The sequence below is a fragment of the Brevibacillus fortis genome, from assembly GCF_003013395.1.
Taxonomy (GTDB): domain Bacteria; phylum Bacillota; class Bacilli; order Brevibacillales; family Brevibacillaceae; genus Brevibacillus; species Brevibacillus fortis.
The window spans coordinates 1-18,036 of sequence record NZ_PXZM01000064.1 but is presented as its reverse complement, the minus strand read 5'-3'; the positions used below and the strand labels follow the sequence as shown (position 1 = coordinate 18,036).

Sequence of the window (18,036 nt, the reverse complement as noted above, 5' to 3'; positions counted from 1 at the left end):
GCCATAGAGGCGCCGTGATTGACGCCTCTATGCAGTTCGTATTCATTACTTGTCTTGGATAAGATCTAGTAAGTCGGCAATCTCTTCATCATCCCAACCGAATTCGGACAGATCACTTGTAGTTGCTGTTGCGGCCGTTTCCGTCTGACCTAACTCGATCAATTGACGTAGCGCATTTACGTAGTACTCCGCCAAATCTTTGACAGTTTCTTTAAGATAAATCTCTTCACTGAAGGCGATCGTGACAATCAATTGTCCCCCAACGACAGAGCTACCGAAATCCAGCAGGTGCTGACGTTCTGAGTTGCGGTTGAAGTTGTCGCCTCTTGCTTCGTTTGCAAAGCCAAACAAGGATTCTGTGTCATCGACTGCCTGATCAAGCTGACCGAGGTAGTTAAAGCTAATCTCTGCTTTTGGCAAAGACTTGAACTTTTCAGTCATTTCTTCGTTCAGGTAACGGAGAATTCCATAGCCGATCCCCTTGTTCGGAATGCTACGCAGCTGTTCTTTGGTCGTTTGTAGCGCTTCTTTGAGAGAGGTAGTACCCCTCGTATCCAAGAGGATAGTATACATGCTCGTGAACCACCCCAAGGTATGGGACAGATCGACATCGTCGAAGAGCTCTTCACGTCCGTGTCCTTCCAAGTGGACTAGGGAGGTTTGATTTCCAGTCCAGACGAAGATCGCTTCTGCCAATGCAGTGAGCAAGACGTCATTGATCTGAGTTTGGTAGATCGAAGGCAATTCCTGTAAGAGTACTTTGGTTTCTTCCTGTGTAAGTGCAACAGAAACCATCCTAGCAGTAAGCTCTCGGTTCTTTCCGTTCTCATAATCTTTTGGCAGAGCGTTTACTTCTGTATCGAGGCTGCTTAACCAATAATCCGCTTCCTCTCGCAGGCTGTCCGATTGAGCGTACTCCGTCAATTTTTCAGCCCAATACTTGTAGGAGCTGGTCTTTGGCGGCAGTTGCACCTGCTTGCCTTGAAGCAATTGGGTGCTGGCCTTATTCAAGTCTTCCGTGATGATGCGCCAAGACACACCATCGACTGCCAAGTGGTGAATGACGATTAGCAAGCGGCCTTCCTGTTCACTGCCCAAATCGAAGTAGACGGCACGGAGCAACGGACCTTCCGCTAGATGCAGGCTTGCCTGAGCTTCCTCAGAGATTTCCCCGATTCGCTTTACTTGCTGTTCATACGGCAAATGACCCAATTCCTCTACGGTAAATGGAATAATATCTGTCCAATCGTTGTTGATTTGCTTCCATTTTCCCTCCTGATGGTAGAAGCGGAGGCGGAGGGCATCATGATGTCCGAGCAAGTGATAGAATGCTTGTCTCAAAATTTCTGGATCGATCAGTTTGACTGTTAAAAGTACAGATTGGTTCCAGTGATTGCGATCTGCCAATTTTTGCTCGAAGAACCAGCGCTGAATCGGCAGGAGCGGCACTTCCCCTGTGACGATGCCTTGCTCGGCGAAAATGTTAACCGACTCCCCGATCGCTTGTGTCAACTCGGCAATCGACTGATTTTCGAACAAGAGCTTCGGTGACAAGCGAATGCCAGATTGGGCTGCGCGGGACACGATCTGAATGCTTAGAATCGAATCACCACCGAGTTCGAAGAAGTTATCGTGAATTCCGACTTGCTCTACTCCTAGAACCTTTTTCCATATTTCGGCCAATACTCTCTCGACAAACGTCTCTGGAGCAACGAATTCTCCATTACTCACTGTGTACTCCGGTATAGGTAATGCACGACGGTCTACTTTGCCATTTGGAGTGAGTGGCAGACCATCCATGATTACGAATGCGGCTGGTACCATGTACTCCGGCAGTATTTCTTTGAGGTAGCTGTCGAAGTTCCCAGCTTGATCCTCTCCACCTTCCTCTAGCACGATATACGCGGCCAGTCGTTTCACACCTGGCATATCTTCACGGGCAAGGACTATCGTTTCTTTGACAGAAGGGTGAGTGTACAGAGCGGTTTCAATCTCGCCCAGCTCGACGCGGAAACCACGGATACTCACCTGATCGTCGGCACGACCGATAAACTCGATGTTGCCGTCCGGCAGGTAGCGGACAAGGTCTCCTGTGCGGTACATTTTTGCCCCTCGAATGTGAGCGAACGGATTTTCGACGAAGCGTTCTTGTGTCAGATCAGGACGTTTTAGATACCCGCGACCCAAGCTGTTCCCTGCAATGTACAGTTCGCCTGCAACACCGATCGGCACAGGTTGCAGCTTTGCGTCAAGAACGTATACTTGCACATTGTCGATTGGGCGTCCGATTGTTGGTGCAGCTATCTGATTAGCTTGTACAGGAACGATGCCTGCTGTAGCTACGACGGCATTTTCCGTTGGCCCATACTGATTTACCAATGTAAATGGCAGATGAGCCGATGGATAGTGATGCAGTTTGTCACCACCTGTCAGCATGTAGCGCAAATCTGAATCGGTCGGCCATTCAACAGACATCAAGCTCTCTGCTAATGGCGTCGGCAGGAAGCTGATCGTGATTCCTGAGTCGACGAGCCAATCACGCAGTTTTTCCGGTACGAGACGAATCTCTTCTTGTGGCAGATACAGCGTGGCTCCAGCCGTCAGATACGGCCAGATTTCCCAGACAGCGGCGTCGAAGGCTGTTCCGGCGATTTGTGATGCTTTATCTTCTGGCGTGACGTTGTAAGCGTGCTGGTGCCAATAGATGAGATTCAATAGAGCGCGTTGCTCGATTTCCACTCCTTTTGGTGTTCCGGTAGAACCGGAGGTGTAAATGACATAGGCGAGATTGTTCGTTGTCGTCGCGATTTCGGGTGATTCAGTGCTCTCATCCGCAATCAAATCCCAATCGATATCGAGACAAATAAACGTTGCATCACCTGTTGGCAATGCTTCAAGCAAGCGTTCTTGGGTCAAGACGATCGGCATGTTCGTGTCATTCATCATGAAGGCAAGGCGATCCTTTGGATAAGATGGGTCCATCGGAACAAACGCGCCGCCTGCTTTGAGAATCCCTAATTGGCCGATCAGCATCTCGACAGAGCGTTCGACGCAAATCCCAACGAGAGTCTCTGTCGTAACCCCCTGTTGTTGCAAGTAGTTCGCCAGTTGATTCGCTTTAGAATCCAGCTCTGCGTAGGTGAGCGAGCCTTCCTTGGAGACGACTGCCAGTTGATTCGGCATTTTCCTTGTCATTTCGGCGACTAGCTCGTGTACTGTCTTCTCATACGTGTAATTTGTAGCTGTGTTGTTCCACACGAATATAAGCTGTTCACGTTCATCCGGACGAAGCAGTGGTAACGCCATGATCGATCGATCAGGTTGGTCGATTATTCCCTCCAGTAAATGATGGAAATGATTCACCATTCGCTCCATCGTTGTTTGGTCGAACAAATCTGTATTGTAATCGAACGTAGCGATCAGGCCGTTTGGCGTTTCTGCCATAGTCAAGCTGATGTCGTATTTGGACATCACTTCTTGGCTCTTACTTTCAAACGGAGCAATCCGAATGCCCTCAAGTTCATGAGCCTGCATTTGGAAGTTTTGCAGAGCGAACATGACTTGATAGAGCGGCGAATAGCTTAGGCTACGTTCCAGCTCCAGCTCATCTATCAACTTTTCAAAGGGCAGGTCTTGATGGGTATATGCTTCCAGTGCAGACTCGCGTACTCTTGCAAGTAGTTCACGGAAGGTTGGAGCGCCAGACATATCGGTTCTCATCGCCAGTGTGTTGATGAAGAAGCCAATTAATGACTCCGTTTCTTGTCTATTGCGTCCAGCAACCGGACTTCCGACGATAATGTCGTCTTGACCGCTGTAGCGATGAAGCAGGATTTGGAAAGCCGCGAGCAAGGTCATAAAGAGCGTAGCGCCTTCTTGTCGGCTGAGCGCGTGTAATTTTTCCACAAACTCAGCTGGGAAACTCGTCGTATATAAGGCTCCATTATATGTCTGTACAGGTGGACGCGGACGATCCGTCGGTAAGGCCAATAGCGGCTCGCTGCCACTCAGTTTCGCTTTCCAGTATGCGAGTTGTTGCTCCAGCGCCTCTCCTTGTAGCCATTCACGCTGCCAAGCTGCAAAGTCTGCATATTGTAGTGGCATGGCGGTGAGTTGCGGCGTTTCTTCCTTGCAAAGCGCTTCATAAATCGCAACCAGCTCTCGTATGAAAATGTTCATCGACCAGCCGTCAGATACGATATGGTGCATGTTAAGCAGGAAGACGAAATTCTCTTCGCCGATCTGGATGATCGTGGCCCGTAGTAAAGGTCCTGTACTTAGGTCGAATGGCTTGGTAGCCTCTTCTCTCTCCAGGCGATGTACCTCGTTGTCACGCTCCTCTTCAGGTAGATCACGCAAATCAATCTTGCCCATGCTCCACGCGATTTCTGGGTGAATGACTTGTATCGCTTCCCCGTTGATGTCAGTGAAGGTTGTTCGCAAGCTCTCATGTCGCTCGATGATCATCTGCAGACTACGTTCCCATGCATGTATGTTGAGGTGTCCCTGCATCCGCATGGCAGACGGGATGTTGTACAAAGCGCTGTTCGGCATTAAGCGGTCCAAGAACCACAAGCGTTGTTGTGCAAATGAAAGCGGTAGATGCTGGTCGCGAGAAACGGGTGCGAGTGGAATGCTGGCAACATTCGATTTGGCTTCCAGTAGACCGGTTAACTTTTCGCTCATTTGTGCCACGCTAGGATTTTCGAACAAGGCACGGAGTGGTACTTCCACACCAAATGTTTCTTTCAGGCGGGAAACGGTTTGGGTAGCCAAGAGCGAATGTCCACCTAGATTAAAGAAGTCATCGTGGATGCCAATTCCCTCAACGGAAAGAACCTGCGACCAAATATGGGCAATGATTTCCTCTGTTGGTGTACGCGGTGCCACATATTCTTTCTCTGTCCCCGCTTGTCCCCAATCCGGTGCTGGAAGGGCACGGCGATTTACTTTCCCGTTGACCGTGAGCGGAATCTCTGCCATCCATACGTAACCTGATGGAACCATGTATTCCGGTAGGGTCTCTTTCAGGTAGTGTATAAGCTCAGCATCACCCGGTTGTTGTTCGTTTGCTGCAACGAGATACACTGCTAAACGCTTGTCTCCTTCCCGCTCCTCACGCGCGATAACTACGACATTCTGAACGGCTGGATGCTGTCTGAGTCTATTTTCGATTTCGCCCAGCTCGATTCGATAACCACGAATTTTGACTTGGTCGTCAATTCGTCCGAGGAATTCGAGATGTCCGTCTTCCGTATAGCGAACCAGGTCACCAGTCTGGTAGAGGCGTTCTCCTTCCTTGCCGAACGGATGATGGATAAAGCGTTCTTTCGTAAGCTCAGGACGATTCCAGTACCCTCTGGCTATTCCTTTTCCGCCGATGTACAGCTCGCCTGGTACGCCTATTGCCACAGGTCGCCGGTATGCATCCAGTACATACACTTCCACATTGGCGATGGGTCGGCCGATTGATGGATTTTCGCCGTTATTCTGACAACGCATGAGAGTAGCGGTGACAGTTGTTTCTGTTGGTCCGTAGCAGTTAAAGAACTGGCGATCCTTCGCGTGAAGGGCGACAAGCTCACGGTTTAACGCTTCCCCACCGACAATCAGGGTCTTCAGGTCTGGCAAATCCGCTTGTGGCAAGGCAGATAGTACGGAGGTAGCCATTGTCACCGTCGTGATGCGTTGTTCCAGCAGGACTTGGATCAACTCCGGACCAGGTAAAAGTAATTCGCGATCCTCAATGACTAGTGTGGCACCAGCAAGCAGGGTCATAGCGATCTCGGAGACAGAAACATCAAAGCTATATGATGTGAATTGCAAAACTCGGCTCGTCGCATCGATTTGGAACGAATGGATCAGGGCATGTGTCAAATTGATAACCGAGTGGTGCTCGACCATTACGCCTTTGGGCAATCCGGTTGATCCAGAAGTATAGATTACGTATGCGAGATGATGCTCATTGACGCTGATATCCACGTTTGTGGTAGGCTCATCTGCCAGTTCATCGCTATCGAGGCAAATCACCTGTTTAGAAGGGACTGGTAGCCTGTCTTTCAGCGATACTTGCGTCAACAAAATGTTCGCTTGCGAATCTTCGATCATGTAGGCAATGCGATCCTGCGGATGTGCCGGATCAATAGGCACATAAGCAGCCCCTGCTTTCATCACACCGAAGAAAGCGATGATCATCTCTGGGGAGCGCTCGACGCAAATGCCAACTAGCTTATCCGGTTGCACACCCGATGCAATCAGCCTGTGTGCCAGCTGATTTGCACGTTTGTTTAGCTCGGCATAGGTCAACTCCATCTTCTTGTAGACGAGTGCAATAGCATCAGGTGTCTTTTCCACTTGTTTCTCGAATGCCTGATGGATGCAAAGCTGAGTCGGATAATCCACGCTCGTGTCATTCCATTCGACTAATACCTGCTGGAGCTCGTTTTCACTGATCATCGACACCTCTGCGAGGCACTGTTCAGGTTTTGCCATCATGGATTCGAGCAAGTAAGACATCTGGTGCAGTACACGTTCGATATTTTCAGACGTGAATCGGCTTTGGTCGTATTTGATCTTAAGGATGAACTCTTTACCCGGACCGCAGACGACAGTGATTGGATAATTCGTTTGTTCCATCGTCTCCACGTCAGATAATTGCAGCTGATCATGTTCATCTTTTACCGATTCACCAATCGGGTAGTTCTCAAAAACGAAGATGCTCTCGAACAGGGCAGCATTCCGCGCCATTTCACTCCAGCCTTGAATGTCAACCAACGGCGTGTACTCAAACTGGCGAAGCTCCACTTGGTGTTCTTGAATCTCGCGTAGCCATTCCCGCACCGATTTGTTCGCATCTATCAAAACACGAATCGGCAGGGTGTTGATGAAGAGACCTACCATCCCCTCTACGGTAGGCAGTTCAGCCGGACGACCGGAAACTGTTGCACCGAAGACGACATCATCCGTTGCGCCGTATCGGCTCAGGATGAGAGCCCATGCCCCTTGGACAAGCGTATTCAACGTCAACTGATGGGTACGGACAAAGGCTTGCAAACGTGAAGTCATTTCCGCCGATAAGCGAATTTCTTTCTCTTCGTACACTTTCGGCATATTTTCCCGGCCGCCTGAGTGGTTACTCATAGCTAATGGTGTAGACTCGTGGAAGTCTTTAAGCTGTTCGCGCCAAAAATGTTCGGCAGCACTCAAGTCTTGACGCTGTACCCAATCGATGTACGCAGAGAATGGTTGGACGAAGCTGTACGAAACCTCTCTATCTTCTGCTATGGACACATAAGCACTAAACCAGTCTTTTAGTACAATCGGGACGCTCCAACCATCAAGCAATACATGATGGAAGCTCCAAGTGAAGCGATAAATTCCCTCGCGTAAGTGGAACAACGTCCAACGCATGAGTGGTGGAGAAGCAATCTCGAAATTTCGTCTACGGTCAGCTTCTAGATAGTGAGCCAGTTCCGTTTTTTGCTGCTCCGTCGTCAAATGACGAAGGTCGATTTTTTCTACAGATGCTTTTACTTGTTTGCGTACAATCTGATGTGCCTCTAAACCTTCCCAAACAAAGTAGGTACGTAGAATCGGATGACGATCCACTACCTTTTGCCACGCCTGTTCAAACGCATCGACGTGCAAGCCCTCCATCGTCATGGCAAAGTGAACAATATAGTCTCCCCCCTCTTGCTCGTACAGGGAGTGGAACAGCATGCCACCTTGCAATGGACTGAGTGGATAGACGTTCTCGATCAGGCGATCCTGTCCCAGATGCTTGTCGATAGCACGTTGATCCATTCGCGCTAGTGGGAAGTCAGATGGCGTATAGCCGCCTGCTTCTTCGGACTGGCAGTGGGCAATGATCTCGCGCAAAGCTTCCAGATAGTTGCAAGCAAGCTCTTGAACCGTGCTTTCCTCGTGAATGTTTTCGCTATATATCCATGTGACATGGAGTTGTTCTCCGGTTATGACACTGTTTACATCAATCAGGTGCTGACGTATTGTGTCTTTCCCCAGATTGGAGCCTCTTGATTCTTGCGCCATGCCAAATCTCGATTCGGCTTGAACGATCTGATCAAACTGTCCGAGGTAGTTGAAGCTGATTTCTGGCTTCGGCTTTTCACTTAGGAGTTTTTGCAACTCCTCATCCTGACTGAGGTATCGGAAAATGCCGTAGCCGACACCTTTCTTTGGAATGCGACGAAGCTGTTCCTTGACCGCTTTCAAAGCGTCACCCCACGGCTTCAAAGGGTCATTCGAGAGCTGTACCGGGTACATACTCGTAAACCAGCCAACTGTGCGGGATAAGTCTGCTCCTTCGATAATTTCCTCGCGTCCGTGCCCTTCCAGATGAACGGCCACTATCTTTTCACCTGTCCACCGATTCATAGCTTTGGTTAAAGCGGTAAGCAACACATCATTGATTTGCAGGCGGTAAGGCGAAAGCGTATCCTGCAACAACGCGCGAGTTTCTTCAATAGTGAGCGCAAGACTGACTTGTTTGGAGGTTGCCTCTGTGTTTTGACTTGGCTCGAAGGCACGGTCAATTGGCAGTGGACTCACTTCATCACTCTGGCCCAGCCAGAACGCTTTTTCCGGCTCGAACGCTTCGGAATTCGCATAGGATTGCAATTGCTCTGCCCATGACTTGAATGAAGTCGTCTTCGCTGGGAATTGCACCTCTTGATCGTTTACAAGTTGCCCGTAAGCAGTTTGCAGATCCTCTAGCAAAATGCGCCAGGACACACCGTCTATCACCAGATGGTGGGCAACAATCAGCAGACGACCAGGTTGGTCCGCTCCAAGATGGAAGTAAACGGCTTGGAAAACAGGTCCCTCACTTACATGTAGACTTGATTGCACCTCGTTTGCGATTTGCTCCAGACGATCGGCTTGTTCTTCTTCTAGAACAGCGGACAGGTCCACACTACGGAATGGAATGGTCTCAGGAAGCCCTTCCATATGTTGGGTCCAGCCTTGCTCCGTATGGTTATAACGCATACGTAATGCGTCATGATGAGTGAGCAAACTCTCGATGACACGCTCTAGAACAGTCAGGTCAACGGGTTGTTGAACCGTCAAAAGCAAGGATTGGTTCCAATGATGGATCGACGGTTGTTCAGTCGTGAAGAACCACGATTGAATTGGCGTGAGCGGCACCTCTCCCGTCAAGATGCCTTGTTCTGCTTTAATTTTTACTGTTTGTATGCCGCCATTCGCTGTCACGACACTTGCCAGTTCCGCGATGGTTTGATTCCTCAAGAGCTGTTTCGGTGTCAAACGAATTCCAGCCTGATTGGCTCGAGAAACAATTTGGATACTTAGGATGGAGTCTCCACCTAACTCGAAAAAGTTGTCATAAACACCAACTTTGTTAATACCTAGAACTTTTTTCCATATATCTGCAAGCGTAGCCTCAATAGCAGTTGTCGGAGCAGCAAAACTGCCTTCTGTTTCAGTGTGTAATAAATCAGGTAGAGGCAATGCTTGTCGATCTACCTTACCATTTGGGGTCAGCGGTAGGTTACCCATGATGACAAATGCAGCTGGCACCATATACTCAGGCAGCTTTTCCTTTAGATAGCTACGGAAGTCACTTGCTTGAATCTCTTGTTTTTCTCCAAGTACGACGTAGGCTGCGAGTCGTTTTACACCCGGAATATCCTCACGTACGAGGACGATGGTTTCTTTTACCGCTGGATGAGTGTACAGAGCAGTTTCAATTTCACCCAGTTCGACCCGGAATCCTCGAATGCTCACCTGATCGTCTGCACGACCAATGAAATCTATGTTTCCATCTGGCAGGTAACGAACCAGGTCTCCCGTTCGGTACATGCGCGCTCCCGGTTTTTGTGAGTATGGATTGGCTACGAACCTCTCTTTGGTTAGATCAGGGCGCTTCAGATAGCCCCGTGCCAAGCTGTCTCCTGCGATATAGAGCTCTCCGGCTACACCAATCGGCACAGGTTTTAGCTTTTCATCAAGGACGTATACCTGCACATTGTCTATTGGACGTCCGATGGATGGTGCGAATACATGAGTAGCTTCTGTCGGAACGGTACCTGCTGTGGCGACAACCGCATTTTCGGTTGGACCGTATTGGTTCACAAGAGTAAACGGCATTGTTGCTGGTGGGTAATCGTGTAGCTTGTCGCCCCCTGTGAGCATATAGCGCAGCTTCGTGTTGATTGGCCATTCCAAGGTAAGCAATCTTTCCGCCAATGGCGTTGGCAAAAAGCTAATCGTGATACCCGATGCAACAAGCCAATCTCTGAGTTCCTCAGGTACAAGACGAATTTCTTCAGATGGGAGATAAAGCGTTGCTCCCTTTGTTAGGTACGGCCAGATTTCCCAAACAGATGCATCAAAGGCTGTCCCTGCGATTTGTGAAGCTCGATCATTTGAATCTACGCTGTACGACCGTTGGTGCCAGAAAATGAGATTTAACAAGGCGGCATGTTCGATCTCTACCCCTTTTGGTGTTCCAGTAGAGCCAGACGTATAGATGACATACGCCAGATTCTCAGTTGTCATTGCAATGTTGGGTGCCTCGCTGCTCTCTTCCGAAATGATATTCCAATCACGATCCAAGCAGATGAATGATGCAGTTCCTTCCGGCAATCGCCCTAACAGTCGTTCTTGGGTTAATACAACTGGCATATTGGCATCTTTCATCATGAAAGCAAGACGCTCTTGTGGATACGCCGTATCCATTGGGACATAAGCACCGCCAGCTTTGAGTATTCCCAGTTGACCGATGAGCATATCGATGGAACGTTCTACGCAGATGCCGACAAGTGTTTCGGAGGATACTCCCTGTTTTTGCAGGTAGTTCGCTACCTGATTCGCTTTGGCATCCAGTTCTGCATAGGTGATCTGCCCTTCTTCGGAAACAACTGCTAATTGGTTTGGCAACTCTTGTGCAATCAGTGCAACCCTCTCATGCACGCATGTTTCACGTTCAAAAGGTACATTTGTATCATTCCATTGAAGGAGAAGTTGCTCCTTTTCCATATCACTCAAGAGAGGTATGGCGGTGACCGGTTGCATCGGATTTACCGAAATCGCCTCCAGCAGGTGGGAGAAATGTATCCCCATACGCTCGATCGTTGCTGGATCAAAAAGATCGGTGTTGTACTCGAATGTTGCGATCAGTCCATCAGTTGCTTCTACGGTGGTCAAGGTGATGTCAAACTTGGCGCTTACACCCTCCTGACCTCTGTGGAAAGGCTCGATGCGAATCTGGGACAATTCTTGTACTTCCATCGGAATGTTCTGCAGTACGAACATCACTTGGTACAACGGCGAGTAGCTTAGGCTTCGTTCCAGCTCCAGTTCATCAACCAGTTTTTCAAACGGCAGGTCTTGATGCGCATAAGCTTCCAGTGCGGTCTCTCGTACTTTTGCAAGCAAGTCTTGGAAGGTTGGTTCCCCAGACATGTCCGTACGCATTACCAAGGTGTTAATGAAGAAACCAATAAGTGACTCCATTTCCTGTCTATTTCGTCCTGCGACCGGGCTTCCGACGAGGATGTCTTTTTGACCACTGTAGCGATAGAGCAGGGTCTGAAAGGCAGCTAGCAAGGTCATGAATAAGGTTGATCCTTCTTCACGACTGAGCGCTTTTAGATCGGCAAGCAGTTTTTCTGATAGCCTAATCGTATGCATCGCCCCTTTTTGGCTCGCAACGGCAGGGCGTGGACGATCTGTCGGCAATCTCAGAAGTGGTTCTGCATCGCCTAATTGTTTTTTCCAATACGCTAATTGTTGCTCCAATACTTCTCCTTGTAACCAATTGCGTTGCCATGTGGCATAGTCTGCATATTGCAGCGGCATTTCGGCAAGCTGTGGTGTTTCTCCAGCAGACAACGCTTCGTAGATGGAGACTAACTCACCCATGAATACACTCATGGACCAGCCATCCGCAATGATGTGATGTAAATTGAGCAAAAATACATACGCTTGTTCATCCATGCAAATCAGTTTTGCGCGTAATAACGGCCCTTGATTCAGATGAAACGATTGTTCTGCATCTTCTATGGCGAGACGCAATGCTTCTACTTCTCGCTCCTCTTCGTTCCAGTCTCGTAAGTCGATTCGTCCCAGGTTCCACTCGATCTTCGGATGAATGACTTGAACTGCTTCTCCATTGATATCCGAGAAAGTTGTACGCAAGCTCTCATGACGTTGGATGATCAGCTTAAGACTGCGTTCCCATGCCTCGACGTCTAGCTCACCATGCAGACGAACAGCAGATGGGATGTTGTATACGGAACTGTCTGGCATCAGCTTGTCCAAGAACCACAAACGTTGTTGGGCAAACGAGAGTGGCAAGTGTCCTTCACGCGACACGGACACGAGAGGGATGTCAGTGAGACCCGCTTCCCCTTGTAGTAATGTCGTAATTTTTTCGCTGATCGCAGCCGTTGTCGGATAATCAAACAGCGTACGAAGCGGCATATCTACGCCAAAAGCTTGACGCATACGGGAAATTGCTTGGGTAGCTAGGAGGGAATGTCCCCCCTCGTTCAAAGAAATCGTCGTGAATCCCGACTTGCTCAACGGAAAGCACCTGTGTCCAAATGTTAGTCACTATTTCTTCTGTTGGTGTGCGAGGTGCGACATACGCTTGTTGTGTGGTCAAAAGTCCCCAATCTGGTGTAGGTAGTGCTCGGTGGTCTACTTTTCCGTTGACCGTAAGCGGAATAGCCTCCATCCAGACTATGCCTGCTGGAATCATGTAATCTGGCAATGTCTCTTTCAGATAGAGAGCGAGCTCCTCTGTGGCTGGCTTCTCTTCACTCATTGCTATCAGATAAGCAGCCAAACGATTTTCTCGTACGGTAATGACAGCTTCCCGAATCGCAGAGTGCTTTCTCATTGCGTTTTCGATTTCGCCTAATTCGATGCGGAAGCCGCGAATTTTCACCTGATTATCGATACGTCCGAGGAATTCGAGGTTACCGTCTTGCAAATAGCGCACCTGATCGCCTGTGCGATAAAGACGTTCGCCTTCCGCTCCAAACGGATGAGTAATAAAGCGTTCCGCTGTAAGCTCTGGACGATTCCAGTAACCGCGTGCCAAGCCTTTTCCACCAATGTACAGCTCACCTGGTACGCCTATCGGGACAGGCTTCAAGTTGGTATCTAATACGTAGATGGTAGCATTGGCGATTGGGCGGCCAATTGGCGTGTTCGTCAGATTCGTATCCATTTGCATGAACGTGGTGCAAACGGTTGCCTCCGTTGGTCCGTAGCAATTGAAAAATTGACGATGATTTGCATAGCGAGTGATGAGCTCATAGCTTGGTGCTTCGCCACCGATCACTAATGTTTTCAGATCAGGTAGGTCGGCGTCAGGTAATGCCGCAAGTACAGCCGGCACCGTCATCACAGTTGTAATTTGTTTCTCTTGCAAGACAGAGATGAGTTCAGGGCCAGGCAAGAGCATTTCCCGATCCTCAATGACTAAGGTCGCACCCGAAATCAAAGCCATGACGATCTCCGCGACAGATACGTCGAAGCTGAACGAACATAACTGCAGGACACGGCTAGACGGCTGGACTTGGAACAACTCGATCAGGTAATAAGCCATATTCATCGCGCTATGGTGTTCGACCATAACACCTTTCGGCAAGCCAGTGGAACCAGATGTGTAAATGACATAAGCAAGATTTTGTTCTGTAATCCCACTCACCACATCGTAAACAGGTTCATTCTCCAGAGCATTACTATCAAGGCAAATGACTTGAGCCTTCGTTGTAAGCAAATGGTTTGCCAGAGATTGCTGAGTCAACACAATGTTTGCCTGCGAATCCTCGATCATGTAGGCAATACGCTCTAGCGGATGTGCCGGGTCGATTGGAACATAGGCGGCACCTGCTTTCATCACACCGAGAATCCCTATGATCATCTCAGGAGAGCGCTCGATGCAAATACCGACAAGCGTATCTGATTTCACGCCTTGGGCAAGAAGATGATGCGCCAATTGGTTCGCTCGCTGGTTCAGCTCGGCATACGTCATTTCCATCTCTTTGTACATAAGTCCGATCGCATCTGGCGTCTTTTTCACTTGGTGTTCAAATGCTTGATGAATGCAAAGCCCGCTAGGATAATCCACCTTCGTTTCGTTCCACTCGACCAAAACCTGCTCTTGTTCGATTCCGCTGATCATGCACACATCAGCCAGAGGTTGATCAGGATTTGCTGTCATCGATTGGAGCAGAAGAGTCATTTGCTCTAGGACACGTTCGATACGTACATGATCGAATCGGTTTTGATCAAAAACGATTTTGAGGACAAATTCTTTGCCAGGGCCACATACTACGGTGAGTGGATAGTTTGTTTGCTCCGCAGAGTCTATCTCAGAAATCTGAATACTGCTGTCCACTTCTTTTACAGACTCGTCGATCGGGTAGTTCTCAAAGATAAAAATACTTTCGAACAGAGATGTATTACGCTCGAATTCGCTCCAACTCTGGATGTCAACTAGCGGCGTGTACTCATATTGGCGAATCTCCAATTGCATTTCTTGCAATTCGCGCAGCCATACTTGAACGGTTTTGCTTGGATCGAGTGTGATTCGAACCGGAAGCGTATTGATGAACAGACCAACCATATTTTCTACGCCATGCAAATCGGCTGGACGTCCTGAACCAGTCGCCCCGAATACGACATCTGTCTCACCACTATAAGCTCCAAGGATCATGCCCCACGCACTTTGTATTAACGTATTCAGCGTTACCTGATGCTGACGGGCAAATGATTGCAGATGTTCTGTAAACTCGGTCGAAAATCGGATAAAGCGCTCGTCGTAGGTTTTTTGTTCACCAAGGGATTGGAGAGCTTGTCCGAGATTTATTGGTGTCGGCCCGTATATCCCTTTCAAATGGTTGCGCCAGAAGCGTTCCGCAGCTTGTAAGTCTTGACGCTGGATCCACGCAACATACTGGGAAAAAGGTTGTACAGCCCCAAGCTGAATGTCTCTTCCATCTGCCAGCGCTAGATAAGCGGCAAACCAGTCTTTCAGGACGAGCGGCAGGCTCCAACCGTCCAGTAATACGTGGTGGAAGCTCCAGATAAAGCGATACGCTTCGTTGCTAATCCTGAATAAAGTCAAACGCATGAGAGGTGGTTCTGTAATCGAGAAGTTTCGCTTGCGATCCTCTTCCAAAAATGCATCTAACGCTGCTTTCTGCCTATCCGTTGGTAAATGTCGCAGATCTCTTTCATCGACTGTCACCCGTACGTGCTTGCGGACAATTTGATGCGGATTGACTACTCCATCCCAGATAAAGGAGGTACGCAGAATAGAATGACGATCTATGACTTTTTGCCATGCTTGTTGGAGTGCATCGACTTGCAAATGATGGATCGTCATGGAGAATTGAACCACATAGTCTCCACCCTCTTGTTCGTATAGGGAATGGAAAAGCATTCCTTCCTGCAACGGCGTCAGTGGATATATGTTCTCGATAGAGTGATCTCTACCCACATAGGTGTCGAGTGTGCGCTGATCCAGACGAGACAACGGGAAGTCAGAAGGAGTATAGCCTCCTGCTTCTTCGGAGCGGCAATGTTCCATAATCTCACGTAAGGCGTCCATATAATCACAAGCAACTGCTTCCACCGTACTTTTCTCGTGGATGTTTTCGTTGTAAAACCAAGTGATATGCAGTTGTTCTCCGGAAATGACGCTGTTTACATCAATTAAATGAGCACGAATGGAATCGGGTGCAAGATTTGAGCCTCTCGATTCAGCAGCCATACCAAACTTAGCGTTAGACGAAACTACCTGATCAAACTGGCCGAGGTAGTTGAAGCTGATCTCTGGCTTCATTCGAGACTTCAACTGCTCTTTCAGCTCGTCATCCTGACTTAAGTAGTGCAGGATACCATAGCCAATTCCATTTTGCGGAATTGCTCGAAGCTGTTCTTTGAGCGTTTTCAGCAGTTCGTTCCACGGTTTCGTCTGGTCAAGTGTAAGCTGTACAGGATACATACTCGTGAACCAGCCAACGGTTCGGGATAAATCTGCTCCTTCCAAAATATCCTCGCGTCCATGCCCCTCGAGATGGAAATACAACGTCTGTTTCCCTGTCCAGCGGTGCATCGCTTTTGTTAAGGCAGCGAGTAATACATCGTTCATTCTCAAACGGTAAGGAGACAGTGTTTCCTGCAACAGGGCACGGGTTTCTCCTGCATTTAACGAGAATGTTACTTGTTTGGTTGTCGCTTCCGTGTTCTGACTCGGCTCATAAAAGTGATCAATCGGGATCGGACTCGCCTCGTGAACTTGTTTAAGCCAGTACTCATTTGCTTGCTGGATGTCGTCTGAATTGGCATACTCGACTAATTGTTCAGCCCACATCCTGAACGAAGTCGTCTTTGCTGGAATTTGTACGTCTTGACCGTTCGCTAATTGAACATAGGTATGTTGTAGATCCTCCAGCAAAATACGCCACGATACACCGTCAACAACTAGGTGGTGAATGACGAGCAACAGTCGGCCAGCTTGCTCTTCGCCCATGTTGAAGTACACAGCTTGTACGATGGGACCTTCTGTGATATTTAGGCTCGCTTGTACTTCTTGGGAGATTTCCTCCAGCCTGGACTCCTGCTCCTGTTTAGAGAGGTTAGACAGATTCACGCTACGGAATGGAACGTTCTCTTCAAGGCCATCCATCATTTGCGTCCATATGCCGTCATGGTGTGAAAAGCGCATACGCAACGCATCATGATGGGTCAGTAGGCTCTCGATTGTTTGCTCCAGTACAACAAGGTCTACTGGTTGCTGAACAGTCAAAAGTAACGACTGATTCCAGTGGTGCAGCGACGGTTGATTGGAGTCAAAGAACCAATTTTGGATTGGAGTGAGCGGTACTTTTCCAGTAACAGGGCCCTGTTCATTTTCCCATTTTGTATCTATTGCTTGGCTCAAATCAGTAACAACGCGTAGCAATTCTGCAATGGTTTGATTTTCAAAAAGTTGCTTGGGTGTGAAACGAATTCCGGAATGATTGGCTCTTGCGACGATCTGGATACTGAGAATGGAGTCGCCGCCCAATTCGAAAAAGTTGTCGTAGATGCCGATGTTCGCAACACCCAGCACACTTTTCCAGATTTCCGCCAATTTCATTTCCAGCTCCGTTGTAGGTGCTACATAACCGCTATCCGCCTCATTTCGGGAATAGTCAGGGATTGGTAGCACCCGGCGATCCACTTTTCCGTTTGGTGTCAGTGGAAAACTGTCCAACTTCACGAAGGCGGATGGGATCATATACTCTGGCAACCTATCCTTGAGATATGATCGCATCTCGATGTGATTAACCTCTTTTTCTTCTGCAAAAACGAGGTAAGCCGCTAGGCGCTTGTCACCAGGAGTTTCCTCTCTCACCATGAGTAATGATTCTTTTACAGCTGGGTGGCTCTGCAACACCGTCTCGATTTCGCCTAGTTCAATGCGGAAGCCGCGGATTTTTACTTGGTTGTCGATACGCCCGATAAACTCAATCGTGCCATCAGGCAAATAACGAACCAAGTCACCGGTACGGTATAGGCGAGAATTTCCTTGTGGGTCAAACGGATTCTCCACAAAACGTTCTGCGGTTAACTCCGGATTGTTCAAATAACCAAGAGCGAGACCATCTCCACCTATATATAATTCGCCTGCTGCTCCCAGAGGGACAGGTTGTTGATGTTTGTCCAATACGTACACCGTAGTATTGCTGATCGGTCGGCCGATCGGGAAGGAGTTGACGCCTTCTGGAAGCTCCGTGACGGGATTGCAGCATGTAAACGTCGTGTTTTCCGTCGGGCCATAGCCGTTAATCACCGTGATACCGCCAAGCGAAAGTACCTTGCGTACATGTGATGCGGAGACAACATCTCCACCGACAAGTAGTTGGCGCACGCCGTGCAAGTACTCCACCTTGTGATCAACCATGACCGTAAACAGACCAGCTGTCAGCCAAAGTGTAGTCACCTTGTGATTCTGAATCGCCTCTCCCAATTCATCGAGTGAAGGCTGAT

1 pseudogene is annotated in these 18,036 nt (G+C 48.7%); it reads right to left on the bottom strand.

Annotated features, from left to right (window positions below):
• Positions 1-45: 45 nt before the first annotated feature.
• Positions 46-18,036: pseudogene (locus C7R93_RS29105) on the bottom strand (non-ribosomal peptide synthase/polyketide synthase); the annotation flags it as partial.